At 67.8% G+C, this 22,995-nt stretch carries 29 protein-coding genes; 9 read left to right on the forward strand and 20 right to left on the reverse strand.

From position 1 onward, the window contains the following. Positions 1-66 precede the first annotated feature (66 nt). Together rpsI and rplM are read right to left on the reverse strand one after the other, a co-directional pair. Positions 67-594 (reverse strand): 30S ribosomal protein S9, encoded by a 528-nt coding sequence (gene rpsI / locus ACX1DX_RS06215; RefSeq protein WP_182763753.1) that lies wholly within the window; start codon positions 592-594, stop codon positions 67-69. A gap of 17 nt (positions 595-611) precedes the next feature. After that, complete coding sequence (gene rplM, locus ACX1DX_RS06220; protein WP_076058081.1) at positions 612-1,055, reverse strand: 50S ribosomal protein L13; 444 nt, start codon at positions 1,053-1,055, stop codon at positions 612-614. Positions 1,056-1,343: 288 nt separating this feature from the next. Between rplM and ACX1DX_RS06225 the strand changes: the two genes are divergently transcribed. From ACX1DX_RS06225 to ACX1DX_RS06235, 3 genes are all read left to right on the forward strand, one after another. Next, positions 1,344-1,835, forward strand: coding sequence for a DUF2975 domain-containing protein (locus tag ACX1DX_RS06225; RefSeq protein WP_459397989.1), 492 nt, complete (start codon positions 1,344-1,346; stop codon positions 1,833-1,835). Next, the gene (locus tag ACX1DX_RS06230) at positions 1,836-2,108 is read left to right on the forward strand and encodes a helix-turn-helix domain-containing protein (RefSeq protein WP_182763755.1); all 273 of its coding nucleotides are present in this window, start codon (positions 1,836-1,838) and stop codon (positions 2,106-2,108) included. A 65-nt stretch (positions 2,109-2,173) separates the two neighbouring features. Further along, the gene (locus tag ACX1DX_RS06235) at positions 2,174-4,252 is read left to right on the forward strand and encodes an elongation factor G-like protein EF-G2 (RefSeq protein WP_459397990.1); all 2,079 of its coding nucleotides are present in this window, start codon (positions 2,174-2,176) and stop codon (positions 4,250-4,252) included. Here the strand turns inward: ACX1DX_RS06235 and coaBC are convergent. After that, positions 4,228-5,436 carry a bifunctional phosphopantothenoylcysteine decarboxylase/phosphopantothenate--cysteine ligase CoaBC gene (gene coaBC / locus ACX1DX_RS06240; RefSeq protein ID WP_182765420.1) on the reverse strand — a complete coding sequence of 403 codons (1,209 nt, stop codon included), beginning with the start codon at positions 5,434-5,436 and terminating at the stop codon, positions 4,228-4,230. The two genes, ACX1DX_RS06235 and coaBC, sit on opposite strands and share 25 nt — an antisense overlap. Positions 5,437-5,481: 45 nt before the next feature. Here coaBC and ACX1DX_RS06245 point away from each other — a divergent pair, with 45 nt between their 5' ends. Further along, positions 5,482-6,189, forward strand: a complete 708-nt coding sequence (locus tag ACX1DX_RS06245; RefSeq protein ID WP_459397991.1) for an NRDE family protein — start codon at positions 5,482-5,484, stop codon at positions 6,187-6,189. Positions 6,190-6,201: 12 nt separating this feature from the next. On the opposite strand, the gene ACX1DX_RS06250 is transcribed toward ACX1DX_RS06245, so the two are convergent. Further along, positions 6,202-6,585, reverse strand: a complete 384-nt coding sequence (locus tag ACX1DX_RS06250; RefSeq protein ID WP_182765418.1) for a YccF domain-containing protein — start codon at positions 6,583-6,585, stop codon at positions 6,202-6,204. Positions 6,586-6,655: 70 nt separating this feature from the next. On the opposite strand from ACX1DX_RS06250, the gene trmB reads away from it, so the two are divergent. The 4 genes from trmB to ACX1DX_RS06270 all read left to right on the forward strand — a co-directional run bounded on the left by trmB (position 6,656) and on the right by ACX1DX_RS06270 (position 9,487). Further along, positions 6,656-7,387, forward strand: coding sequence for a tRNA (guanosine(46)-N7)-methyltransferase TrmB (trmB, locus tag ACX1DX_RS06255; RefSeq protein ID WP_459397992.1), 732 nt, complete (start codon positions 6,656-6,658; stop codon positions 7,385-7,387). Continuing rightward, complete coding sequence (gene truA, locus ACX1DX_RS06260; protein WP_459397993.1) at positions 7,371-8,174, forward strand: tRNA pseudouridine(38-40) synthase TruA; 804 nt, start codon at positions 7,371-7,373, stop codon at positions 8,172-8,174. Before trmB ends, truA begins: the two co-directional genes overlap by 17 nt. Beyond that, positions 8,171-8,767: a class I SAM-dependent methyltransferase gene (locus tag ACX1DX_RS06265; protein WP_459397994.1), complete on the forward strand. Its 597-nt coding sequence runs from the start codon at positions 8,171-8,173 to the stop codon at positions 8,765-8,767. The genes truA and ACX1DX_RS06265 overlap by 4 nt, the downstream gene beginning before the upstream one ends. A gap of 108 nt (positions 8,768-8,875) precedes the next feature. Then, positions 8,876-9,487 (forward strand): superoxide dismutase, encoded by a 612-nt coding sequence (locus ACX1DX_RS06270; protein WP_182763762.1) that lies wholly within the window; start codon positions 8,876-8,878, stop codon positions 9,485-9,487. A 66-nt stretch (positions 9,488-9,553) separates the two neighbouring features. On the opposite strand, the gene ACX1DX_RS06275 is transcribed toward ACX1DX_RS06270, so the two are convergent. From ACX1DX_RS06275 to infA, 14 genes are all read right to left on the reverse strand, one after another. Continuing rightward, positions 9,554-11,521 (reverse strand): acyltransferase family protein, encoded by a 1,968-nt coding sequence (locus tag ACX1DX_RS06275; protein ID WP_459397995.1) that lies wholly within the window; start codon positions 11,519-11,521, stop codon positions 9,554-9,556. A 17-nt stretch (positions 11,522-11,538) separates the two neighbouring features. Continuing rightward, positions 11,539-12,180, reverse strand: a complete 642-nt coding sequence (locus ACX1DX_RS06280; protein WP_182763764.1) for a transglutaminase-like domain-containing protein — start codon at positions 12,178-12,180, stop codon at positions 11,539-11,541. Beyond that, a complete protein-coding gene (locus ACX1DX_RS06285; protein WP_182763765.1) occupies positions 12,177-13,322 on the reverse strand; it encodes a glycosyltransferase in 1,146 nt (381 codons plus the stop codon). Before ACX1DX_RS06285 ends, ACX1DX_RS06280 begins: the two co-directional genes overlap by 4 nt. A 63-nt stretch (positions 13,323-13,385) precedes the next feature. After that, positions 13,386-14,177 carry an ABC transporter ATP-binding protein gene (locus tag ACX1DX_RS06290; RefSeq protein WP_076058057.1) on the reverse strand — a complete coding sequence of 264 codons (792 nt, stop codon included), beginning with the start codon at positions 14,175-14,177 and terminating at the stop codon, positions 13,386-13,388. Beyond that, positions 14,177-15,079, reverse strand: a complete 903-nt coding sequence (locus tag ACX1DX_RS06295; RefSeq protein ID WP_076058055.1) for an ABC transporter permease — start codon at positions 15,077-15,079, stop codon at positions 14,177-14,179. Before ACX1DX_RS06295 ends, ACX1DX_RS06290 begins: the two co-directional genes overlap by 1 nt. Positions 15,080-15,087: 8 nt before the next feature. Then, entirely contained in the window at positions 15,088-16,053 is a 966-nt protein-coding gene (locus ACX1DX_RS06300) for an ABC transporter substrate-binding protein (RefSeq protein ID WP_459397996.1), read from the reverse strand. A gap of 77 nt (positions 16,054-16,130) precedes the next feature. Beyond that, on the reverse strand, positions 16,131-17,093 hold the full coding sequence (locus ACX1DX_RS06305; RefSeq protein ID WP_459397997.1) for an ABC transporter substrate-binding protein: 963 nt from the start codon (positions 17,091-17,093) through the stop codon (positions 16,131-16,133). Between the two features lie 88 nt (positions 17,094-17,181). Next, a complete protein-coding gene (rplQ, locus tag ACX1DX_RS06310) occupies positions 17,182-17,703 on the reverse strand; it encodes a 50S ribosomal protein L17 (protein WP_459397998.1) in 522 nt (173 codons plus the stop codon). Between the two features lie 36 nt (positions 17,704-17,739). Then, positions 17,740-18,762 (reverse strand): DNA-directed RNA polymerase subunit alpha, encoded by a 1,023-nt coding sequence (locus ACX1DX_RS06315; RefSeq protein ID WP_182763769.1) that lies wholly within the window; start codon positions 18,760-18,762, stop codon positions 17,740-17,742. Positions 18,763-18,888: 126 nt separating this feature from the next. Further along, on the reverse strand, positions 18,889-19,494 hold the full coding sequence (rpsD, locus tag ACX1DX_RS06320; protein ID WP_076058042.1) for a 30S ribosomal protein S4: 606 nt from the start codon (positions 19,492-19,494) through the stop codon (positions 18,889-18,891). A 32-nt stretch (positions 19,495-19,526) separates the two neighbouring features. After that, positions 19,527-19,934, reverse strand: a complete 408-nt coding sequence (gene rpsK / locus ACX1DX_RS06325) for a 30S ribosomal protein S11 (RefSeq protein ID WP_182763770.1) — start codon at positions 19,932-19,934, stop codon at positions 19,527-19,529. 50 nt (positions 19,935-19,984) lie between these two features. Then, complete coding sequence (gene rpsM / locus ACX1DX_RS06330; protein ID WP_076058038.1) at positions 19,985-20,359, reverse strand: 30S ribosomal protein S13; 375 nt, start codon at positions 20,357-20,359, stop codon at positions 19,985-19,987. A 191-nt stretch (positions 20,360-20,550) separates the two neighbouring features. Beyond that, positions 20,551-20,664, reverse strand: coding sequence for a 50S ribosomal protein L36 (rpmJ, locus tag ACX1DX_RS06335; protein WP_002514836.1), 114 nt, complete (start codon positions 20,662-20,664; stop codon positions 20,551-20,553). 275 nt (positions 20,665-20,939) lie between these two features. Then, positions 20,940-21,161 (reverse strand): translation initiation factor IF-1, encoded by a 222-nt coding sequence (gene infA, locus ACX1DX_RS06340; protein WP_040284660.1) that lies wholly within the window; start codon positions 21,159-21,161, stop codon positions 20,940-20,942. Between the two features lie 128 nt (positions 21,162-21,289). Between infA and ACX1DX_RS06345 the strand changes: the two genes are divergently transcribed. After that, complete coding sequence (locus ACX1DX_RS06345; protein WP_459397999.1) at positions 21,290-21,577, forward strand: YciI family protein; 288 nt, start codon at positions 21,290-21,292, stop codon at positions 21,575-21,577. Positions 21,578-21,646: 69 nt separating this feature from the next. On the opposite strand, the gene ACX1DX_RS06350 is transcribed toward ACX1DX_RS06345, so the two are convergent. Together ACX1DX_RS06350 and ACX1DX_RS06355 are read right to left on the reverse strand one after the other, a co-directional pair. Then, entirely contained in the window at positions 21,647-22,489 is an 843-nt protein-coding gene (locus ACX1DX_RS06350) for a neutral zinc metallopeptidase (RefSeq protein ID WP_459398000.1), read from the reverse strand. A 122-nt stretch (positions 22,490-22,611) separates the two neighbouring features. Next, positions 22,612-22,971 (reverse strand): DUF1707 SHOCT-like domain-containing protein, encoded by a 360-nt coding sequence (locus ACX1DX_RS06355; RefSeq protein WP_076058030.1) that lies wholly within the window; start codon positions 22,969-22,971, stop codon positions 22,612-22,614. Positions 22,972-22,995 lie beyond the last annotated feature (24 nt).

Below are 22,995 nucleotides of genomic sequence, written 5' to 3' on the forward strand. Positions count from 1 at the left end.
GCCCCGAACCAGGGAAAGGCGAACGCCCACCCTGCCGGAGCAGGATGGGCGTTCGACGTGCAGAGATCAGCGCTTGCTGTACTGCGGAGCCTTACGGGCCTTCTTCAGACCGGCCTTCTTGCGCTCGATGATGCGCGAGTCGCGGGTCAGCATGCCGGCCTTCTTCAGAGCCGGGCGCGAAGCCTCAGCATCGACCTGGTTCAGGGCGCGGGCCACACCGAGGCGCAGGGCGCCGGCCTGGCCGGAGGTGCCGCCACCGTCGATGCGGGCGATCACGTCGTAGGAGCCTTCGACGTTCGCGATCACGAACGGCTCGTTGACGTGCTGCTGGTGCAGCTTGTTCGGGAAGTACTCCTCGAGGCTGCGGCCGTTGATCTTCCAGGTGCCGGAGCCGGGCACGATACGCACGCGGGCGACGGCTTCCTTGCGACGGCCGGTGCCGCCGCCGGGGGCGACGATGGCCGGACGGGTGTCGATGCCCGAGGCAGCGACCGGGTCGGCGTCGGAACGGTACGCGATTTCGCGGTTCTCTTCGTCGACGAAGGGAGTGATCTCCTCGACGACGGTCTCGTCGATCTCGTTGGTCTCAGTCATGTTCTTCGGTCCTCGGCTCACTGGGCGATCTGAATGATCTCGAACGGCTGCGGCTTCTGGGCAGCGTGGGGGTGCTCGGGGCCCGCGTAGACCTTGAGCTTGCTCAGCATCTGACGGGAGAGCTTGTTCTTGGGGAGCATGCCCCAGACAGCCTTCTCGACGGCGCGGCGCGGATCCCTGTCAAGCAGTTCACCAATGGAGACGGCCTTCAGACCACCGGGACGACCGGAGTGCGAGTAGCGGTAATCGTCCGAGCGCTTGTTGCCGGAGAGCGCGATCTTCGATGCGTTGATCACGACGACGAAGTCACCCATGTCGACGTGGGGCGCGAACTGCGGCTTGTGCTTGCCACGCAGCAGGTTGGCGATCTGGGCAGCGAGGCGACCCAGAATGATGTTTTCGGCATCGATGACGTGCCAGTTGCGGACGATCTCGCCCGGCTTTGGGGTGTACGTAGACACAGTCCCACTTCCATTCATACTTAACTGATGGGGGTTGCACACCGGGACAGCGCCCCGTTAGGCCCCGAAAAGATGGCGTACAACAGCTACCCATCCTAAGTGCCGTGCGCCCCATCTGCAAAATGACCGCTCCAGCGACACCCGCAGCCGGTCACCACCGTTCAGGGGCGCGCCCCCTCCCCCGTCACGCCCCACATCGGCACCAACCGCGCAGCGGCCGATACCTATCGGCACACTTGATCTATCTATCGAGTTGCGATAGGTTTCGAGCCTGCGAGGGGAGCTCTCATGGGCAATGCGACAATCTGGGCGTTGAAGGCGGTGATCGCGCTGTCGCTGATCGGTTCGGTGGCGGTGCAGGTCATGATCCTGCCGGCAGTGTGGCGCGACATGGTCGACGGCGGTGCCCCGCTGTGGGCCCGCGTGACTCTGGTGGGCATCGCCGCGCTGGGGATACTGAGCATGCAGGTCTTCACCGTGTGCGTCTGGCGCCTGCTGACGCTGGTACGCAGAGGTTCGGTGTTCTCGGAGGCCGCGTTCGGGTGCGTCAACGTCATCATCGCCACGTTCGCCGTCGCCTCCGTGATCTGCCTCGTACTGGCCGTCGTCCTCGCGCCGGGCGGTGCCGCGCCGGGGCTCGTCGGCCTCATCTGCGGCGCGTCGCTGGTGCTCGCCGGTATCGCCCTGCTCGTCGTGGTGATGCGCCGCCTGCTCATCCAGGCCGCCGCGCGCGAGTCCGAGGTCCGGGCGCTCCGCTCCGAACTCGGCGAGGTGGTCTGAGTGGCCATCGTCGTCGACATCGACGTCATGTTGGCGCGCCGCAAGATGGCCGTCGGCACCCTCGCAGACCTCGTGGGGATCACGCCGGCGAACCTGGCGGTGCTCAAGAACGGCCGGGCCAAGGCCGTGCGCCTGACGACACTCGACGCGCTGTGCGAGGCCCTCCAATGTCAGCCGGGCGACCTGCTGCGGTGGGAACCCGACGCTGGCGCAGATGCCCTCGACGGCGGGGCCGTCGTCGCGTCCCCGAGGTTCGCCGACCGCACCGATTGACCCTTTGGCAGGCCATTTGAGGGGGTCGGGGCCCACGGCCCGATCGCGCACACTAACGTATGTGCATGGCCTCAAAGACGAGTTCCCAGATCACGATCACGTCCCCGGACGATGTACGCAACGTCGTCCTCGTCGGCGCGAGCGGATCGGGCAAGACAACCCTGTTCGAACACCTCCTGCGTGCGCGGGTGGATGGATATCGCGGCGAGAAGGAAACCCAGGAGCGTGCCGCCACGCTGTGGCTGGCGTCCATCCCGGCGATCGACGTCCAGATCAACCTCCTCGACGCTCCCGGGCACCCGGATTTCGTGGGTGAGCTGCGCGCAGGTCTGCGTGCCGCCGACGCCGCGGTCTTCGTGGTCCCTGCCGGTGACGACATCGATCCCACGACAGTCGCGTTGTGGGAGGAGTGCACGGAATCCAACACACCACGCATCATCGCGATCACCAAGCTGGACCAGGGCCGCGCGTCGTTCTCAGACATGGTCGCGGCCTGCCAGACAACCTTCGGCGCGGGCGTGATCCCGGCGCTGATCCCGCTGGAGAAGGACGGCACCAACGTCGGCAACCTCTCCCTGCTGAACAAACGCGCCCACGACTACTCCACCGGCAAGCGGGTCTCCCGCGACTCCACGCCTGAAGAACTCGCTCTGATCGACGCGGCCCGCGCAGACCTGCTCGAGGCGATCATCACCGAGGTGCAGGACGACGACCTGATGGAGCGCTACCTCGAGGGCGAGGAGATCGCGGTGGAGGAAGCCAACGGCGCGCTGCTTCGCGCGGTCGTCGGCGCCCGCTTCTTCCCCGTCCTGCCCGCCCACACCACCTCCGACAAGGGCACCGAGGAACTGCTGCGCTGGATCGAACAGGGCTTCCCTCCCCCGTCGATGCTGCCCGTGCCCCCAGTGACCACGCCCAACGGCGCGCGTCTGCCCGACGCCACGTGTGACCCCGACGGCCCGCTGGTGGCCCAGGTGGTGCGCACCACGTCCGACAACTTCGGCCGTTCCTCCCTCGTGCGCGTCTTCAGCGGCACGCTCCGCGGCGACCAGGTGGTCCACGTCTCCCGCAACCGCGAGCTGTTCGGCTGGGACCCGGACCCGATGCGCCCGGACCAGGACGAAGAGGAGCGGATGGGCCCCATGTCGGCGCCCTACGGCACCGAGTTCACCCCGCTGAACCAGGCGATCGCCGGTGAGATCGTGCTCGTCAGCAAGCTGTCGAGGGCGGAGACGGGCGACACCCTGTCAGCCACGGAGCGCCCTGCGTTGATCGAGCCGTGGGAACTCCCCAGGCCGCTCCTGCCGGTGGCCATCAAGGCGACCACCCGCGGCGACGAGGACAAGCTCGCCGGCGCCCTCCACCGCATCTCGATGGAGGACACCACCGTGCGGCTCGAACGCAACTCCGAGACCGAACAGCAGCTGCTCTGGGTCATGGGCCAGGCGCAGAAGGACCTCGCGCTGAGCAAGTTGAAGGACCGCTTCGGCCTCAACGTCGTCGAGGAGGAGGTGCGCGTCGCGCTCCGCGAAACCGTACTGACGCCGTCGAAGGGGCTCGGCCGCAACGTGAAGCAGTCCGGTGGCCACGGCCAGTACGCCATCTGCAACATCCAACTGGAGCCGCTCGAGCGCGGCGCCGGCTTCGAGTTCGTCGACAAGGTCGTCGGAGGGTCTGTGCCGCGCGCCTACATCGGATCGGTCGAGAAGGGCATTGAGCAGCAGTTGGCGCTGGGCACCAAGTTCGGCGTGCCGATGGTCGACGTGCGGGTCACGCTCTACGACGGCAAGTCCCACTCCGTCGACTCCTCCGACATGGCCTTCCAGGTCGCTGGGCAGTACGCGCTGCGCGACGCGTCGGAGAAGGGTCAGGTGGGGCTCCTGGAACCCATCGAGCGGGTCCGGGTGCGAGTGGGCGACCAGTATCTCGGCGCAGCGCTGACCGACTTCCGCGCACGACGCGCGCAGGTGCAGGGCACGGAGATGGACGGCAACGGCCACGCCGTGGTCGAGGCGCTGGTGCCTGCGATCGAGTTGGTGAGCTACCCGATCGATCTGCGCGGCGTCGCCCAGGGCACGGGCACCTTCACCCGCGAGTTCGTGGGCTACGAACTCATGCCTCAGGAGGCCTGGCCCACCGCCTGATCGGTGAGCACGTCCAGGAGGGCGTCGGCGACTTCTCGTTTGGAGCCCGACGCCTCCTTCACGACCTCGTCCCGCGCATCCAGCACGTACAACGTGTTGTGCGACGTCTCGAAGCCCTTGTCCCAGCCCACCTGGTTCACCGCCAGGAGGTCGACGCCCTTCTTCTGCCGTTTCCGACGCCCGCGCTCGAGGTAGTCGTCCCCGGTTTCCGCCGCGAAGGCCACGATGGTCTGCCCGTCGCGGCGCCCAGCGGCCAGCCCCGCAACGATGTCCTCGTTCTCGACGAGGGTGAGCGACGGCACTCCCCCGACCTCCTTGGTGAGTTTGCCCTCGGAGACCTCCGCCACGCGGAAATCCGCCACGGCCGCGGCCATGATCACCACGTCGGCCTCGGCGGCCAGTGAGCGCATCACCCCGGCGAGTTCCGCAGCGGAACCCGCCGTCGTGATCTCGACGCCGGGCCGCTGGGCCGGGCGCAGCACGTCCGCCTCGACGTTGGTTGCGGCCAGCAGCACACGCGCACCGCGTTCGGCGGCGGCGACGGCGATCGCCACGCCCTGCTTCCCGCTGGAGCGGTTGCCGATGAAACGCACCGGGTCGATGGGTTCGCGGGTACCGCCGGCCGAGACCGCCAGGGTGACGCCCTCCAGATCCCGTCGACGGCCGGCCAGCGCCAGGGCGGCCTCGTAGATGGCCTCGGGTTCACTCATCCTGCCCGGGCCGGAATCGCCGCCGGTCAGCGGCCCGTCGTCGGGGCCCACGACGTGCACGCCGCGGCTCCGCAGCGTCGCCATGTTCGCCTGCGTGGCGGCATGCAGCCACATCTCCGTGTGCATGGCCGGGGCGACCAGCACCGGCGCCTTCGTGGCCAGCAGCGTGGTGCCCAGCAGGTCCGACGCGAGGCCGGCGGCCATCGAGGCGAGGGTGTTGGCCGTGGCGGGCGCGACGATGACCAGGTCTGCGTTCTGCCCGAGCGCCACGTGGCGCACCCGGGGGACGTCGTCGTGCACGGAGGTGGTGACCGGGTTGCGGCTCAGCGACTCCCAGGTGGGACGCCCCACGAACCGCAGCGCGTCCTCTGTCGGCACGACATGCACCTCATGCCCGTCGCCGATCAGCAGCCGCACCAGGTGCACCACCTTGTACGCCGCGATGCCGCCGCTGACCCCAACCACAATGTTCATGTCCGTGATTCTTTCATCCGGGTACGCTGACTGACCATGTGCACCGTGGTGATTCGCGTTCCCGAGCCCGGGCCGGGCCGCGTCAGGCTGCTGGCCATCCGGGACGAGGACCCGGGCCGGCCGTGGCGGCCGTTGGGCCAGTGGTGGCCCCAGCACCCGGAGATCACCGGTATCCAGGACCTGTCCGCCGGCGGAGCATGGCTCGCGCACAACCACCTGCAGCTCAGCGTCCTGCTGAACCGCGCGGGCGGTCCCCCCGAGGGCATCATCCCGACGACCCGGGGCGACCTCGTCATCGGCTCCCTCACGGGACGCCAGGTCCCGGCGACGCCCACCACCCTGGGGTTCAACCTGGTGGAGGCCACCTTCGACAGCGTGCGCGTCACCTCCTGGGAGGGAGGCGCGACGCGCACCGTCGACCTCGAGCCGGGCACGCACATGATCGCGCACTCGGACGTCGACGACTTCGGGGCGGAGCGCATCGCGCACTGGCTGCACCGCTTCGCCGACGCCCCCACCGAGGGGGTGCGCTGGTGGACGCAGTGGGCCAAGGTGCTCGATGAGGGCGGCCGGAACCTGGACCCGACAGACGACCGCGCGCTCATCCGCGACAACCGCGCCCACGGCTTCCCGACGCTGTCGCTGCTGGCCGTCGTGGCGTCGATCGGCCCCGGCAACGTCACCAGCGCGATGGGTGTGCTCGGGGAGCCGGGCATCTGGGAACCGGTGGCTCCCCTCCTCCCCCGTCCCTGAGCAGCTGTCGGCTCAGAGGATCCCGCCGCTCGGCACGATCCGCTTGCCGAAGGGGAAGCAGGTCACGGGGATCATCTTCAGCGACACCCACGCATTGGCGATACCGATGATGGTCAGCGACTGCGCGAGCGCCGAGGTGATGTGCAGGAGCGCCAGCCACCACCCCGCCACCACGAACCAGATGACGTTCATGAGCCCTGATCCCCAACCGGCCCCCGGCTTCGGTTCGACGGTGCGGCCGAACGGCCAGAGCACGTAGTTGGCCATGCGGAACGACGCGAGCCCCGCCGGGATCGTCACGATGAAGATGCAGGCGATCACGCCCGCCAGCATGTAGCCCAGGGCCAGCCAGAAGCCGCCCAGGATGACCCAGATGACGTTGAGAATGGTGCGCATCGATGACTCCTCGTGGTTGCCGATCAGCACCTCACAGTCTAGTTCGCGCGGTCACCGGTAGGCTGGGCCGGTGATTTCCCGACCCCCACGCCCCCGCCGCGACATCGTCAGTTTCGTGCGCCGCAGCACGCGGATGAACGAGTCGCAGACCAAGGCCTGGGAGCGGCATGCCGCCGAATACCTCGTGGACATCCCGCGTGGCGAGTTGGACACCTCCGTGGCGCCTGAGGCCCACGTCGACTGGGCCGCGGAGTTCAGGCGTGAGGCGCCGCTGATCGTGGAGATCGGCTCCGGCGCCGGCGACTCCCTCGTCCCCATGGCCGCCGGCCGTCCCGAATGCAACGTGGTGGCGTTCGAGGTGTTCGAGCCGGCCGTAGCGTCCACGCTCGGCCGGCTGGGCCGCATCGGCGCCACCAACGTGCGTCTGGCCCTGGTGGACGGGGCGCAGGCGCTCCCCCGCCTGTTCGACGACGGCTCGGTCACCGAACTGTGGACGTTCTTCGCTGACCCCTGGCACAAGAAGCGCCACCACAAGCGTCGCCTCGTCAGCACGGGGTTCGCCGATGTCGTGGCCGCCAAACTGGCGCCGTCCGGGGTGTGGCGACTGGCCACCGACTGGGAGGACTACGCGCTCTGGATGCGGGAGCACCTCGACGACCACCCCGGCCTGGTCAACGTGCACGACGGTTGGGCCCCCAGACTCGAGGAGCGCCCCGTCACCAAGTACGAGGCACGCGGGTTGGCCGCGGGCCGCACCGTCTTCGACCTCACCTACCGGAGGGCCGATGCGACTCAGGATTGATTTGGCCTACGACGGCACCGAGTTCCACGGCTGGGCCACCCAGCCCGGGCTACGCACGGTGCAGGCGACCCTCGAGGAATGGATCGGCAAGGTGCTGCGCCTCGCCGGGCCGCCCACACTGGTGGTCGCGGGCCGCACCGACGCGGGCGTGCACGCCCGACGCCAGACCTGCCACGCCGACCTGGACCTCGACGAGGACCCGTCGGCCACCCTGCTGCGCCGTCTCCGCCGCGTCCTCCCGGACGACATCGCCATCCGCGACGTCACCCCGGCCCCCGAAGGTTTCGACGCGCGGTTCTCGGCCATCTGGCGGCGCTACTGCTATCGCCTGACCGACGGGGTCGCCGATCCGCTGCTGCGCGGGCACATCACACCGTCGCGCGAACCGATCGACGTCGGCGCGCTCAACGCCGCAGCGGAACTGCTGATCGGGCTGCGGGACTTCGCCGCCTTCTGCCGGCCGCGCCAGGGTGCCACCACCATCCGCGACCTCCGGGAGCTCAGCGCCACCCGCCGCCCCGACGGCGTGATCGAGGTGCACCTGCTGGCGGACGCGTTCTGCCACTCGATGGTGCGCTCCCTGATGGGCGCGCTGACCGCCGTGGCGGCGGGGCGGCGCAGCCTCTCCTGGTTGGAGGAGGTGGCCGCCAGCAGCGTGCGCCATGGCGAGGTGCAGGTCATGCCGGCCTGTGGCCTCACGCTGGAAGAGGTGGGCTATCCGCCCGACGATGAACTGGCCGCCCGCGCCACCGCGGCGCGCGCCATGCGCACCCTGGAGACATCATGAGCCACTACTTCGACACCCCTGACCAGCCGCTGGTCACGCACGAGTTCACCGCCACCGTCTTCGGCAACGACCTGACGTTCACGACAGCCGGTGGCGTGTTCTCCGGGGGCCGCCTCGACCTGGGCACCTCCGTCCTACTGCGCGAGGTGAGCCCACCCGAGCGGGGCCATCTGCTGGACCTCGGGTGCGGAGTCGGCACCATCGCCGTCGGGCTGGCCGTGGCGGCGCCCGGCGCCACCGTCGACGCGGTCGACGTGAACGGCCGCGCCGTCGAACTGACCCGGATGAACGCCCAGCGGCACGGTGTCGCCGAGCGGGTGCACGCCGTCGCCCCCGACGAGGTGCCCGCGGACATGCGCTACGACGAGATCTGGTCGAATCCTCCGATCAGGATCGGCAAGCAGGCGTTACACGAGTTGCTCCTGACGTGGTTGCCGCGGCTCCAGCCTGACGGTGTCGCCTGGTTGGTCGTCGGGAAGAACCTCGGCGGTGATTCGCTGCAGCGCTGGCTGACGGACCAGGGGCATCCGACGGAGCGCGTGGCGTCGGCCAAGGGCTTCCGTGTGCTCAGGGTCGCCGCCTCAGGGGCCTGATTTCCCCGCCAGCGGAACCCGCTGAGAAGTTGAAGCGGTGACCAAATGGGCGGCATAGGATGGGGACCGTCAGCGCGCAACGGCGCGAGTCAACGATCAGGAGACACCATGACCTACACCCTTCCCGACCTCGACTACGACTACGGGGCACTCGCCCCGCACATCGCCCCGGAGATCATGGAGCTGCACCACAGCAAGCACCACGCCGCCTACGTGGCCGGTGCCAACACCGCTCTCGAGCAGCTCGCCGCCGCGCGCGACAAGGGTGACTTCGGCGCCGTGAACAAGCTCGAGAAGGACCTCGCCTTCCACCTGGGCGGCCACATCAACCACTCCGTCTTCTGGAAGAACATGTCGCCCAACGGCGGCGGCGAGCCCACCGGCGACGTGGCTGAGGCGATCGGCGAGTTCTTCGGTTCGTTCGACGGCTTCAAGAAGCAGTTCAACGCCGCCGCCAACGGCCTGCAGGGCTCCGGCTGGGCCATGCTCGTGTGGGACACCCTCGGCCAGCGCCTCAACATCAACCAGCTGTTCGACCAGCAGTCGAACGTGCCGGTCGGCCAGCTGCCCGTGCTGCAGCTGGACATGTGGGAGCACGCCTTCTACCTCCAGTACAAGAACGTCAAGGGCGACTACGTCAACGCCTGGTGGAACGTCATCAACTGGGACGACGTGGCGCAGCGCCTCTCCGCCGCCAAGAACGTCCAGCTCACCTACTGAGCCACCGCGTAACACGAAGACCCCGGGCCCAGGCCCGGGGTCTTCTCGTTTCGGCTGAGCCGCAGATCAGCTGCTGGCGGCCGTCAACACGTTCTCGAGCACCTTCTCTGCGGTCTCGTAGCCGAAGGGGTCCACCAGGATGTGGCTGCCGTCGGGCCGCAACAGCTGCCCACCGGGCCGGGAGTCGTCGCACAGCGCCGGGCCGTCGGCCGTCGCAGGCTCGGGGTCCTTGCACAGCAACGGATCCATCCGGAAGGTCTCCACCCTGTCGTCGCGCTGGGCCAGGTCGACGACGATGTCGTTCCACCGGCGGCGGTACTCGTCGTGGTTGACCATGAGATCCAGCAGCGGGTGGCACTCGTCCTCGGTGCAGCGGCTGAGCATGCCGGTGCCAGGGCGCTCGGTCTGCGCGATCACCAGAGTGGCGCCCTGAGAGGTGAGCCGATCGACGCTGCCCGCCAGGTCCTCTTCGAGCGCCTCCCAGAAGATTTCTTCGTCCGGTCCGACGATCCGTCCGTCGAGCCAGCGCTGGTGCACCTCGTAGCGCGACCACCAGAACACCGTCGCCGGACGCTCGGAGTCGATCTTCTCTGTCTGGATGTCGGCGACCATGGTGCAGTCGCCTGCACCCTCGTGGTCGGGCTTGAGGTACTCCTGCAACTCGATCGAGAGGGGCGGGCAGCCACCACGGGAGGCGTTGTCGACGACGAAGCCGTTGTCGCTGGCCACCTGGTCGAGCGATTCCATGAGGCGGAACGGCACGGAGTCGCCCACCACGATGACGAGGTCCGGGTTGGTCTGCGGCACCGGCGAGCCGCCGGGGCTGACGGGTGTCGCGGGCGGGCGCGTGCTGGGCACGGGCAGCCCGCGCAGCGCGGTGGCCCAGGTCATGATGATCACCATGATCACTGCGACGATGAGCATCGTGCGCTTGAAGGTGAGCCACGTGGTGAAGCGGCCGCGACGGATGGGCTCCTCCACGAAGTGGTAGCTCAGCACCGCACAGATCAGCGTCGCCGCCAGCGCCACGGGAGCCCGCAGCATCCGGAACTCCTCCTTGTGGGCCACGTCCAGCCACACGCTCCACGGCCAGTGCCAGAGGTACAGCCCGTAGGAGATCTGCCCGAGGTAGGTCATCGGCCGCCAGGACAGGAAACCCGACAGCATCGTCGGCGGAGAGACCACCAGCGCACCGATCAGCAGCGTGACGCCGACGCTGAGGATCACCGCGCCGCCCTGGAAGTAGAAGGCGCTCGGTCCGGCCAGGAACGGCAGCACGGCCACGGCCGTCATCACGCCGACGGCCGCGATGAGACGGTGGTGGCGGTGGAAGACGGTGCGCACCCCGTGATTGCTCATCACGATGGCCAGCAGGGCACCGAGCAGGGGCTCGAACGCCTTGGTGTCGGTGCCCATGTAGGCGCGGTCGGGCGATGCGGGGTCGTACAGCACCATCAGCAGGGCCGCCGAGACGACGATGAGGACTGCCGCCACCACCCCGATGATGGTGGTGACCCGCTTCCTGCCGCCCAGCTTCCCGGCGGCGAACGCGACGATGCCGATCAGCACCGGCCAGAAGAAGTAGAACTGCTCCTCAACGGCCAAGGACCACATGTGCAGCAGCAACGACGGTGTGCCGTCGGAGGCGAAGTAGCTGTTGGCGCCCATGAACCGCCAGTTGCCCAGGTACAGCACCGTCCAGAAGATGTCCCAGCTCGCGTTGGCCTTGCGGAACAACGGCATCAGGAACGTGGCGTAGAGGAGTACCAGCAGCAGGACCAGCGTGGCGGCGGGCAGCAGGCGGCGGAATCGGCGCTGCCAGAACTTCCCGTACTGCGGCCTCCCGTGGCGCACGGTGTCGCGCAGCAGGCCGGAGGTGATCAGGTACCCGGACAGCACGAAGAACACGTCGACGCCGGCGAACCCCAGTTCCAGGTTGGGAACGCTGAGGTGGAACGCGATGACCAGGCCCACAGCGATGGTGCGGAGGCCATCAAGGCTGGGCACATAGGTGATGTTGTCTGCCGGCTGCACCCCGGGAGTCTAACGCGTCAGCCCGCGGAAGCCCTTCCCCGGCGCCCCTTGCGGCCGTACACCCAGGGCGCCACCTCACGACCCGTCAGCCAGGCGTGCCAGACCGCGATCGCGACGAAGGAGCCCATCCAGGCGCCCAGCGCCCACCGGGTCACGCGGCGCAGCGGGAGTTCCCTGGTCAGCGGGACGAAGTTCACGGCCCCCACGCGGTTCGTCTCGTCCGAGGCGCAGGCGTCGAGCTCGTAACCGCCGACGGTCACCTTGGCCCAGGTGTGCCCGCGCAGCCACCAGGGGTTCTGGAAGCCGCGGACCATGGCCGCGTGCACCAGGCGGGTCTTGAAGCCCAGTTCGCGCAGCACGAGGAGGAGCACCGTGTTGTACTGGTGCGACCATCCCCGGTGCGAACTGAGCGCGCGCTCCGGCGGCTCCCACAGGTGCCACAGCGAATAGTAGGGAAAGGCCCGCGCGACAGCCTTCACCGCCTCGTCGGCCAGCGCCCGCCCGGTGGCTCCCGTCTCGCGGCACTGCTGGGCCAGGGCGGCGACGGTGTGGGGCCCGGACACCAAAGGTCTGCGCGGCGCCAGGGCCGCCACGGGGACCAGCGCGCCGATCAGCGCCACCAGCGGCGACCAACCGATCTTGAGCCGCTTCTTTCTCATAGCCGTCTTCCCTTCGGATTGTGCGCGAAGCCCCGCAGCTTCCGGTACGGCACCTCGTCTGCCAGTTGTCTGTGCAGCGCCAACATCGCGTCGGTGGTTCGCTGCCAGGGATACCGCTCGGCGCGCGCCCGTGCCGCACGCCGCAGCTCTGGGCCGAGGCGCGGGATCAGGCGTTCCACGGCGTCGGCCAGGGACAGTGGGTTGGCGTCGCCGCGCTCGCCGGACGTGGCGTCGACCAGTTCGCTGGCTCCCCCGCTGGTGGAACTGACGACGGGGGTGCCGCACGCCAGCGCCTCGAGCACGGCGAGTCCGAAGGTCTCCGCGGGACACACGGACAGCGACACGTCGTGCTGCGCGATGCGCCTGGCCACCTCGTCGCGGCCGGGCACGAAGCCGTGGAAGAACACCGGCGCGTTGCCGGCGACCGCCTCCAATTCGGCCTGGTCGGGGCCGGTGCCGTACAGGTCCAGCCGCACCGGATGGCCCCTCCGGTGCAGTTCGACGACGGTGGCCACGGCCAGCTGGGGGCTCTTCTCGTGGGAGAGCCTGCCCACGTAACAGAACTTGAGCACGCCGTCGTCGGCCGGTTCGCCCTTGTCGGGGTGGAACGTCTCCAGGTCCACGCCGAGCGGCACGAGCGCCAGGTTGGCGCCGGTGTCGGCGAACTCCTCCTCGGCGAAGCGGCTGGTGACCACGACGGAGTCGAAGTTGCGGGACAGCCGGCGGTTCAGCCCACCGACGATGGTCTCGACGCCGAAGCTGGAGCGCACGAACATCGCGAGCATGTCGGACAGCCGCTCATGGCTGAAGAGCACGGAGCCGACGCTGCGCTTGGCGGCCCAGTTCGCCGCCGGCGAGAGGGTCCACTTGTCCGACACCTCGATGGAGGTGGGCCGGAACCTGTCAAGCACGTCGAGCACCCGCCAGGGTTGGAAGATCATGCGGTACTGCTCGGTGACCTTGGGGGCGCGGACCTGCACGAGGATGCCGGCCTCGGTCTCGAGGATCTGGTCCTTCTCCCCCGGCGCGACGAAGATACGCGTGTGCCCGGCGTCGACGTAGCCCTGGCCCAGGGTTTCGATGACCACCTTCATACCCCCAGACGTGGGGCCGACGAAGTTGGCCAGCTGGGCGATGCGCATTGCCCTACCGTACCCATTCTGTGGGGCGTGAGCTCCCAGTGGACGAGGGACTGAGCCTGAGCGTCAGTCGAGCAGCGTGCGGTCCGACAGGCTGGCGCCCTTGATCTTGGCGAACTCCTGCGTGAGCTGCTCGGCCGTGATCGACTTCTTTGCCTCGTCGTCGACCTCGAGGACGATGCGGCCCTCGTGCATCATGATCAATCTGTTGCCCAGCTCGATGGCCTGGTGCATGTTGTGGGTGACCATGAGGGTGGTCAGCCGATGGCGCTCCACGGCCTCGCCTGTCAGGCGGGTGATCAGGGCGGCGCGCGCCGGATCCAGCGCGGCCGTGTGTTCGTCGAGGAGGAGGATGGCCGGTTGCGCATAGGTGGCCATCAGCAGGCTGAGTGCCTGGCGCTGGCCGCCCGACAGCATGCCCACGCGCATGTCGAGGCGGTTCTCCAACCCGAGTTCCAGCGTGGTGAGGGCCTCCTTGAAGACCGCGCGCTTGGGGCTGGTGACGGCCATCCGCAGGCCGCGCTTGCGGCCACGCTCGAACGCGATGGCCAGGTTCTCCTCGATGGTGAGGTGGGGCGAGGTGCCGGCCATGGGGTCCTGGAAGACGCGCGCGACCCACTTGGCCCGCTGGTGTTCCGGGGTGCGGCTGACGTTCTTGCCGTCGATCGTCACCGTGCCGCCGTCCACCGGGTACCGCCCGGAGACCACGTTGAGCATGGTGGACTTACCGGCGCCGTTGGAGCCGATAACGGTGACGAAGTCTCCCTCGTGGAGGGTGAGGTTGATGGCGTCCAGCGCGACCCGCTCGTTGACGGTGCCGGGGAAGAAGCGCTTCGTGACTGAGGCGAGTTCGAGCATCAGGCGACTCCTGCCTCTGCGGCCTGACGACGACGGCGCTGGCGGCGCAGTTTCTTGAGGGGACCCCACTGCGGCAGCACCAGGGCGAGCACGACGAGCACCGCCGAGATGAGCTTCATGTCGTTGGGGTTGAAGCCGTTGTTGAGGGCGATCTGGATGACGCCACGGTAGATGACCGAGCCGAGGGCTGCGGCCAGCACGGCCTGCCACACTGCGGTCATCCCGAAGATGGCCTGGCCGACGATGACCGAGGCCAGGCCTGCGACGATGAGGCCGATACCCATGGAGATGTCCGAGAATCCCTGGTACTGCGCCACGAGCGCGCCACAGAGGGCCACCATGCCGTTGGAGATCATCAGGCCGACGATCTTGGTGACGCCGGTGTTGATGCCCTGCGATCGGGCCATCATCTCGTTGTCGCCGGTGGCGCGGATGGACACCCCGAAGCTGGTGCCGAGGAACCAGTAGACCACCAGCCCGACGAGGAGCACGACGACGCTGAACGCCGCCACCGACATCCAGGTGCCGAGCAGCCGTTCGCCCCGGAACCAGCTGAACAGCGTGTCGGTGCGCAGCAGCGGCACGTTGGCCCGGTTGCCCATGATGCGCAGGTTGATGGAGTACAGCGCGATCTGGGTCAGGATGCCTGCCAGCAGGGGGTTGATGTTGCCCCAGACGTGGAGCAGCCCGGTGATGGCGCCGGCGAGCATGCCGGCGACCATCCCGGCGATCATCGCGGCCCAGACCGGCACCCCGTTCACGAGCAGGATGGCGCACGTGGCGGCACCTGTCGTGAACGAACCGTCCACCGTCAGGTCAGGGAAATCCAGGACCCGGTAGGTGAGGTAGACGCCCAACGCCATGATGGCGTAGAGCAGGCCGATCTCGAGCGCGATGATCATCTAGGTACTCAGAACTTCTTGGTTGCGCGGTCGACGACCGCCTGGGGCAGTTCGATGCCCTGGGCTGCGGCCGCCTCTTCGTTGACGAACAGGTCGAACTGCTTCTGCGTCTCGACCGGGATGTCGGAGGCGGGAGTACCCTCGAGCATCTTGATCAGCACGGCGGCGGCGTCCTTGCCCTGCTGGATGTAGTTCACCGAGAGCCCGGCGGTGGCGCCACGCTCCATCGTCGACTCGTCCGAGGCGAAGACGGGGACGGACTTCTTTTCGGCCACCTGCACGAGGGACTCTGCGGCGGAGACGACGGTGTTGTCGGTGGGGATCAGGTAGGCGTCGACGTCGAGGGATTCGGCTGCCTGCTGCACCTCGGCGGAGTTGGTGACGGTGGCCGTCTTGATCTCCATGCCACGGGATTCGGCGGCCTTCTCGGCCTCAGCCACCTGGACCTCCGAGTTGACCTCACCGGAGGAGTACACGATGCCGACGGTGACGGCCTCGGGCAGGATCTCCTTGACGAGGTCGAGCTGCGCGTCCATGGGGTTGAGGTCCGAGACGCCGGTGATGTTGGCGTCCGGGGCGTCCCAGTCCTGCATGAGGCCGGCGGCGACCGGATCAGTGACGGCGGCGAAGGCGATCGGCTTGTCCGTGATCACGTTGGCCAGCGCCTGGGCGGTGGGGGTCGCGATAGCGAGGTAGCCGTTGAAGTCCGAGCTGGCGAACGTGTTGGCGATGCTCGTGAGCGTCGACTGGTCGCCCTGGGCGTTCTGCAGGTCGATGGTGAGGTTCTCGCCCTCCGTGTAACCGGCCTCCGCCATGGCTTCCTTGAAGCCGTCTGCGACGGCGTCGAGCGCCGGGTGGGAGACGATGGTGGCGATGCCGATCTTGTAGGACTCCGTGGAGCCCTCCTCTGCGGCGCCACAGCCGGTCAGTGCGAGCGCGGCGATGGTGCCGAGCGCGACAACCTTGAGTTTCATGTTTCTCCTTGCGCGAAAGGGTGAGTGCCTGTAAAGCGTAGGCTTCCGCGGCGCCGCTGGGCGCCGGCGTCCACCCCTCAGTACGTGGTGGCGGCTTCGTCGATGACTGCCTTGGGGATGGTCACGCCCATCCGCTCAGCGGCGGCGGGGTTGACCACGGTCTCCAGGGATTCCTGCAGCTGGACGCTGGTGTCGCCCGGCTCCCCTCCCTTGAGGAGTTCGACGATCATCTTGGCTGTCTGCAGACCCTGCGCCTTGTAGTCGGTCGAGAGTGCCGCGGCCGCGCCGCGCTCCACCGAATCAGGATCCGAGCTGACCAGCAGCGCCTGCTTCTGTTCGGCCACCTGCACCATGGACTCCATCGCCGAGACGACGGTGTTGTCGACGAGCGTGAAATAGGCGTCGACGTCCAGCGACTCAGCGGCCTGCTGCACCTCGGAGGAGTTCTGGATGGTGACGGTCTTGACCTCGACCCCGAGTTCCCTGCCCGCCTCCATGGCCTTCTCGGCCTGCACCTGGGCGTTGACCTCGGAGGCCGAGTAGACGATCCCCACGGATTCGACGGTGGGGTCGATGTCGAGGATCAGCTTCAACTGCTGGTCGGTGGGCAACTGGTCGGAAGTGCCCGTGACGTTGCCGCCCGGCTTCTCCATCGAATCCACCAGGCCCGCGGCGACCGGATCCGTCACGGACGCGAACACGATGGGCCGGTCCTGGATCACCTGCGCCATGGCCTGGGCCGGCGGCGTGGCGATCGCCACGAACAGGTCGTGCTTGGAGGCGGCGTAGGTGTTGGCGATGTTGGTCAGAGTGGCCTGGTCGCCCTGGGGATTCTGGAACTCGAGGGTGAGGTTCTCCCCCTCGACGTAACCTGCCTCGGCGAGGCCCTCCTTCACACCCTCCCAGATGAGGTCCAGCGACGGGTGGGAAACGATGGTCACTCCACCGATCGACACCTCGTCCGGCGCGCTCTGTTGCGCGCCGCAGCCAGTGAGCAGCAGGGCGGCGACAGCCGCACCTGCAAGAACTCGTCGCAGCATCTGGTCTCTCCTCTGAACGGCCAAAACTAACGAAACCCTAGCGGTGAAACAGAAGGGGCCCCACGACGGGGGCCCCTTCCGGATGGTGTCACTTGGACTCTGCAGCGTCCTCGTCAGCAGCCGTCTCGTCGGCCGCGGCGGGCGACTCCTCGGTCTCGGCGACCTCGTCGGTTTCGGCGACCTCTTCAGTCTCCTCAACCTCTGCGGTCTCCTCGGCCGGTGCGGCCTTGGGCGCCTTGGCCTTCGGGGCCACGGCCTCGGTGATCAGTTCGATCACTGCCATGGGGGCGTTGTCGCCCTTGCGGGGGCCGATCTTGGTGATGCGGGTGTAGCCACCGTTGCGGCCCTCGAAGGTGGGGGCGATCTCGTCGAAGAGACGACGCACGACGTCGACGTCGGTGACCGACTGCAGCACCAGGCGACGGTTGTGCAGGTCACCGCGCTTGGCCTTGCTGATCAGACGCTCGGCAACCGGCTGCAGCAGCCGGGCACGGGTCTCGGTGGTGGTGATTCGGCCGTGCTCGAAGAGCTGGGTGGCCAGGTTGCGCAGGATGTGGCGCTGATGGGTCGGGCTACCGCCCAGACGGGCACCCTTGGTCGGCTTAGGCATTGATCAATTCTCCAGTGTGAGTAGCGGTGTGGGCGGTCAGTACTGCTCGGTCTCGGCGAAGTCAGCGTCTTCGTCGTTGTCCTCGTCGTAGCGCTCGATGGCCTGCAGCGGGTCGAAGCCCGGGTGCGAGTCACGCAGCGACAGGCCGAGGTTGGCGAGGGTCTCGCGAACCTCGTCGATCGACTTGCTGCCGAAGTTGCGGATGTCGAGCAGATCCTCTTCGCTGCGGGCCACGAGCTCACCCACGGTGTGGATGCCCTCGCGCTTGAGGCAGTTGTAGGAGCGGACCGACAGTTCCAGATCCTCGACAGGGAGGTTCAACGACTCGGCGATCTGCTCGTCGACGGGCGACGGGCCGATCTCGATGCCTTCGGCGTCCACGTTCAGCTCGCGGGCAAGGCCGAACAGCTCGACGAGGGTGGTGCCGGCCGAAGCGACGGCGTCACGCGGCGTCATCGACGGCTTGGTCTCGACGTCGACGATGAGACGGTCGAAGTCGGTGCGCTGGGCGACGCGGGTGGCCTCGACCTTGTAGGTGACCTTGAGCACCGGCGAGTAGATGGAGTCGACCGGGATGCGGCCGATCTCTGAATCGGGATCCTTGTTCAGCACTGCGCTGACGTAGCCACGGCCGCGTTCGACAACGAGTTCCATCTCGAGCTTGCCGGTCTCGTTGAGAGTGGCGATGTGCAGCTCGGGGTTGTGGATCTCGACGCCTGCCGGGGGCTGGATGTCACCGGCGGTGACGGACCCGGCACCTGCCTTGCGGAGGTACATGACGACGGGCTCGTCCTCCTCCGAGGAGATCACGAGGCCCTTGAGGTTCAGGATGATCTCGGTGACGTCCTCGACGACGCCCTCCACCGTGGAGAACTCGTGCTGGTTGCCTTCGATCTTGATGCTGGTGACCGAGGCACCCGGGATGGACGACAGCAGGGTGCGACGCAGCGAGTTGCCGAGCGTGTAGCCGAAGCCGGGCTCGAGGGGCTCGATGACGAACCGGGACCGGTGGTCCGAGACGACCTCTTCCGTGAGGCCCGGGCGCTGTGCGATGAGCATGGTGTTTCCTCCCCGCGCCGACCGCTATATGAGGGCGCGAAATAGTGCTGAGCCCGACCGTCGGGCCCAGCGCCCCGCCCGGAGCGAGCCGGACGGGGCGGTGGTGGGGCACAAGGCCCCGACGGATCACTTCGAGTAGAGCTCGACGATCATCTGCTCCTGGACATCGACCACGATCTGCTCGCGGACGGGGAGCTGGTGCACGAGGATGCGCATCCGGTTGGGACGAGCCTCCAGCCATGCGGGAACCGAACGCTCGCCGTGGGTCTCACGGGCGATGACGAACGGGGTCAGGTTCAGCGACTTCTCAGCCACGTCGATGATGTCCTTGGCGCGGACACGGTACGACGGGATGTTGACGCGCCCACCGTTGACCAGGAAGTGGCCGTGGACGACGAGCTGACGGGCCTGACGACGCGTCGAAGCGAAACCGGAGCGGTACACGACGTTGTCGAGACGCGACTCCAGGATCTGCAGCAGGCGGTCACCGGTCTTGCCGGGGTGACGGTCGGCTTCTTCGTAGTAGCGACGGAACTGCTTCTCGAGGACGCCGTAAGCGAAGCGCGCCTTCTGCTTCTCACGAAGCTGCAGCGAGTATTCGGAGTCCTTCGTGCGACCGCGGCCGTGCTGACCCGGAGGGTACGGACGACGCTCGAAGGCCTTGTCGTTGCCGACAAGGTCAGTCCCGAGTCGACGGGACTTCTTGGTGATCGGGCCGGTATAACGAGCCATAATGTATTAGTCCTATTCTCTCTCGGGCCGGATCAGACGCGACGGCGCTTCGGCGGACGGCAGCCGTTGTGCGGTGTGGGGGTCACGTCGGAAATGGCGCCGACCTCCAGGCCGACGGCACCGAGCGAACGGATAGCGGTCTCGCGGCCCGAGCCCGGGCCCTTGACGAACACGTCGACGCGCTTCATGCCGTGCTCCATGGCACGACGACCAGCGGCCTCGGCGGCCATCTGAGCGGCGAACGGGGTCGACTTACGCGAGCCCTTGAAGCCGACGGTGCCGGCGGAGGCCCACGAAATCACATTGCCCGTGGGGTCGGTGATCGAGATGATGGTGTTGTTGAAGGTGCTCTTGATGTGCGCCTGACCGGCGAGCACGTTCTTCTTTTCCTTGCGGCGGCCCTTGGTCTTGGCGCCGGCCTTGCGGCTTGCAGTAGCCATATGTTCTTAAGTCTCCTTGAGTCCTTGAGAGGAGGCGCTCGACCCGGAGGTCAGCGTGCCTTCTTCTTGCCAGCGACGGCCTTCTTCTTGCCCTTGCGGGTGCGGGCATTGGTGCGGGTGCGCTGACCACGAACCGGAAGGCCGCTGCGGTGGCGACGGCCCTGGTAGTTACCGATCTCCACCTTGCGGCGGATGTCGGCGGCAGTGCTACGACGGAGGTCACCCTCGATCTCGTAGCTGCCTTCGATGTGGTCGCGCAGCGCGACGAGCTGGTCGTCGGTCAGCTGGTGGACGCGGAGATCGCCGGAGACCCCAGTCGCGGCGAGGGTTTCGGCGGCGCGGGTACGGCCGATGCCGAAGATGTAGGTGAGTGCGACCTCGAGGCGCTTTTCGCGCGGCAGGTCAACACCAACTAGGCGTGCCATCAGGCGGTTTCCTTTCCTATGCGAAGGTGTGGGCGTGACGCGTCCCCGCCGCCTATGGTGCTCGGCTCGAGCACCGACGGGGCCTTGGCCTTCGTCCAAGGGTGGTCGATCCCGCTGGGGGATCTAGCTATCACGTTGTTTCAGTTGTCAGGCGGAACCAGGCCTGGGCCCTCGTCCGCGGTGGCCTGTGATCAGCCCTGGCGCTGCTTATGGCGCGGGTTGTCGCAGATCACCATCACACGACCGTGCCGGCGGATGACCTTGCACTTGTCGCAGATCTTCTTGACGCTCGGCTGAACCTTCATTCGAGCAACCTTTTCAATCGGCGACTGGGAGCGCAGGGCGCGCCCAATCTTGCGGTGGATGAGCTTGGTCGAAGTGGCCACGGGCACGCGGGCGCGCACGGGCATTGACGACCGAGGAGCAACTTTACGCTAGGCGTGCGTGGAAGGCAAAAGCACGCCCACGGCCCACCTCGGTGCGGGCAGCTGAGCAACTCGCCGGTATCCAAAATAGAAAGCGCCGCCGGCCCACGTGGGACCAGGCAGCGCTCGAGAGGGTGCGGCAGTAGCCGCAGGTCTCACTTGTGTCGGTAGACGATGCGGCCGCGGGTGAGGTCGTAGGGCGACAACTCCACGACGACGCGGTCCGACGGCAGGATGCGGATGTAGTGCTGCCGCATCTTGCCACTGATCGTGGTCAACACCTTGTGGCCGTTGGCCAGTTCGACGCGGAACATCGCGTTGGGCAGGGCCTCGACCACGGTGCCCTCGAGTTCGAGAGCTCCCTCTTTCTTCGCCATAAACTCTCTTCTGTTCGCACCGGGCGCTCTGAGCGCGCGCCGGATGATACTGCAATCGGCAAGTTTACGCCCACAGTGGCCGCTCGCCAAACGGCGGGCCACACCCGCCGCCCCACTAGCCTGTCCCCATGGCATATTTCGCAGTCCGTTACAGCTACTCCGACGACGCAGCCGAGCTCGACAGGGTGCGCCCCAGCCACCGGGAGTTCCTGGCCTCCCTGGCTGCCGGTCCTCTGGAGGCCAGTGGCCCGTTCGTCGGTGCCGCGCACCCCAGCGCAATGCTCCTCCTCAAGGCCGGATCCGCGGACGAGGTGGCGTCGGCCCTCGACGCCGACCCCTTCTGGGAGGCCGGCCTCATCGCCGAGCGCCTCGTCGAGGAATGGAATCCCATCATCGGCGTGTTCGCGGACAACTGAGTGGCCAGTTGACGCGGAACGCCGCGGGGGTCGCGATGCTCGCAGGCCAACTCTCCCCGGCACGAACTCCTAGGCGACCTGGTCGTCCGGCACGGCCCAGGTGTTGCAGTCGTTCATGGTGGCCGCGTAGAGGCCCCGGGTGCCCCAGTACAGCAGCGACTCTCGTGAGCCGTGCACCCCGTCGGCACGCATCGTCTCGAGGCGCTCCATCCAAGACTCGTACTGTTCCTGCCCGAAGCTGAACGCGCTGTTGTGCCGGGTCATCGCGGCGGACCAACAGGTGGCCTGCAGCTCCGCGCGCCGCTCCAGCACGGGGGTGTTGGCCAACGCAGTCTTGGCCCGGGTGATGCCTGCCAGGCTCTGCAGGTGGTGTCCGTACTCGTGGTTGACCATCTCGTTGACCGACAGGTCCCAGGTGCGCGCCATGTCGAAGTGCCGCGCACCGAAATGGACGCTGCCGCCCTCGGCCGAACAGTAGAACGCGGGCGCCTCCAGGTAGCCACAGGCGCTGTCGTCGCCCTCACCGGTGAAGAACTGGACGCCCGGAGCCGTCGTCAGCCACCCCAACTGCTGGAACGTGGGCACCCAGGAACGGTGCACGCAGAACCACTGGTCGCGCACCGCCGCCTCCCACTCCGCCTCGTCGCGGACGGTCTTCGGGGAGGCGCAGTGTTCCAGCGCGACCGGGGCCAGGGCGTTCAGGGTGGTGACCTGCGCGTCGTAGAGCGGCGACACCGGGTCTGGGCCCGGCAACGGCTCCCAGGTCTGCCCGGGCAGCTCCCACTCCCCCGGCCCGGCTCCCGGCTCCGGGACCTGCTCACCCCCGGCAGGGGGCGGTCCGGCATCAGGAGGGGGCTTCAGGTTCATGCCGAAAATGACGAGGGCGAGCGACAGCACCAAGGTGGTCACCACAGCGATGAGGGTGGTGAGCCCCAGCCGGAATCGCGGCCTGGCCCGCCGAGGGCGAACGGTATGGGCTGAAGTGCGCATCCGTCACTCCCCCCGTCGGCTGCACTGCGCGTGCAGGAAGTATCTCAGAAGATCAGCACGAGCAGGATGATCAACACTGCCACCAGGGCAACGCCGACGACGCCCACCATCATCGCGACGGGCACCAGGGTGCGCGACTGCGTGATCTGTCCTGCCGGGACCCCGCCCTGCTCGACGATGGCCGGCACCTGGGCGGCGGCGGCGGGTAGCTTCTCCATCACGGGGACCAGGTCGCCGAGGGTGCGTGCGTCGTAGACCACGTCCATGGCGGTGGCGTACTCGTCGTGGGTGAGACGCCCGTCGGCGAACGCGTCATTGAGCCGCTGGGTGATGGAGGCGCGCTCCGTCTCGTCGATGGGGTCGCCTGGGCGTTGCAGGTACTTCGAGCTCGGTGGCAGCGGCATGAGGACCATCATAGGCCGCTGTGG

Source organism: Tessaracoccus zhenghani (assembly GCF_054552775.1).

Bases quoted from the DNA above. Each gene is read 5' to 3' on its own strand.
- rpsI (WP_182763753.1), bottom strand. From the start codon at position 594: ATGACTGAGACCAACGAGATCGACGAGACCGTCGTCGAGGAGATCACT.
- ACX1DX_RS06225 (WP_459397989.1), top strand. From the start codon at position 1,344: ATGGGCAATGCGACAATCTGGGCGTTGAAGGCGGTGATCGCGCTGTCG.
- ACX1DX_RS06235 (WP_459397990.1), top strand. From the start codon at position 2,174: ATGGCCTCAAAGACGAGTTCCCAGATCACGATCACGTCCCCGGACGAT.
- coaBC (WP_182765420.1), bottom strand. From the start codon at position 5,436: ATGAACATTGTGGTTGGGGTCAGCGGCGGCATCGCGGCGTACAAGGTG.
- ACX1DX_RS06250 (WP_182765418.1), bottom strand. From the start codon at position 6,585: ATGCGCACCATTCTCAACGTCATCTGGGTCATCCTGGGCGGCTTCTGG.
- truA (WP_459397993.1), top strand. From the start codon at position 7,371: ATGCGACTCAGGATTGATTTGGCCTACGACGGCACCGAGTTCCACGGC.
- ACX1DX_RS06265 (WP_459397994.1), top strand. From the start codon at position 8,171: ATGAGCCACTACTTCGACACCCCTGACCAGCCGCTGGTCACGCACGAG.
- ACX1DX_RS06270 (WP_182763762.1), top strand. From the start codon at position 8,876: ATGACCTACACCCTTCCCGACCTCGACTACGACTACGGGGCACTCGCC.
- ACX1DX_RS06280 (WP_182763764.1), bottom strand. From the start codon at position 12,180: ATGAGAAAGAAGCGGCTCAAGATCGGTTGGTCGCCGCTGGTGGCGCTG.
- ACX1DX_RS06285 (WP_182763765.1), bottom strand. From the start codon at position 13,322: ATGCGCATCGCCCAGCTGGCCAACTTCGTCGGCCCCACGTCTGGGGGT.
- ACX1DX_RS06290 (WP_076058057.1), bottom strand. From the start codon at position 14,177: ATGCTCGAACTCGCCTCAGTCACGAAGCGCTTCTTCCCCGGCACCGTC.
- ACX1DX_RS06295 (WP_076058055.1), bottom strand. From the start codon at position 15,079: ATGATCATCGCGCTCGAGATCGGCCTGCTCTACGCCATCATGGCGTTG.
- ACX1DX_RS06300 (WP_459397996.1), bottom strand. From the start codon at position 16,053: ATGAAACTCAAGGTTGTCGCGCTCGGCACCATCGCCGCGCTCGCACTG.
- ACX1DX_RS06305 (WP_459397997.1), bottom strand. From the start codon at position 17,093: ATGCTGCGACGAGTTCTTGCAGGTGCGGCTGTCGCCGCCCTGCTGCTC.
- rplQ (WP_459397998.1), bottom strand. From the start codon at position 17,703: ATGCCTAAGCCGACCAAGGGTGCCCGTCTGGGCGGTAGCCCGACCCAT.
- ACX1DX_RS06315 (WP_182763769.1), bottom strand. From the start codon at position 18,762: ATGCTCATCGCACAGCGCCCGGGCCTCACGGAAGAGGTCGTCTCGGAC.
- rpsD (WP_076058042.1), bottom strand. From the start codon at position 19,494: ATGGCTCGTTATACCGGCCCGATCACCAAGAAGTCCCGTCGACTCGGG.
- rpsK (WP_182763770.1), bottom strand. From the start codon at position 19,934: ATGGCTACTGCAAGCCGCAAGGCCGGCGCCAAGACCAAGGGCCGCCGC.
- rpsM (WP_076058038.1), bottom strand. From the start codon at position 20,359: ATGGCACGCCTAGTTGGTGTTGACCTGCCGCGCGAAAAGCGCCTCGAG.
- rpmJ (WP_002514836.1), bottom strand. From the start codon at position 20,664: ATGAAGGTTCAGCCGAGCGTCAAGAAGATCTGCGACAAGTGCAAGGTC.
- infA (WP_040284660.1), bottom strand. From the start codon at position 21,161: ATGGCGAAGAAAGAGGGAGCTCTCGAACTCGAGGGCACCGTGGTCGAG.
- ACX1DX_RS06345 (WP_459397999.1), top strand. From the start codon at position 21,290: ATGGCATATTTCGCAGTCCGTTACAGCTACTCCGACGACGCAGCCGAG.
- ACX1DX_RS06355 (WP_076058030.1), bottom strand. From the start codon at position 22,971: ATGCCGCTGCCACCGAGCTCGAAGTACCTGCAACGCCCAGGCGACCCC.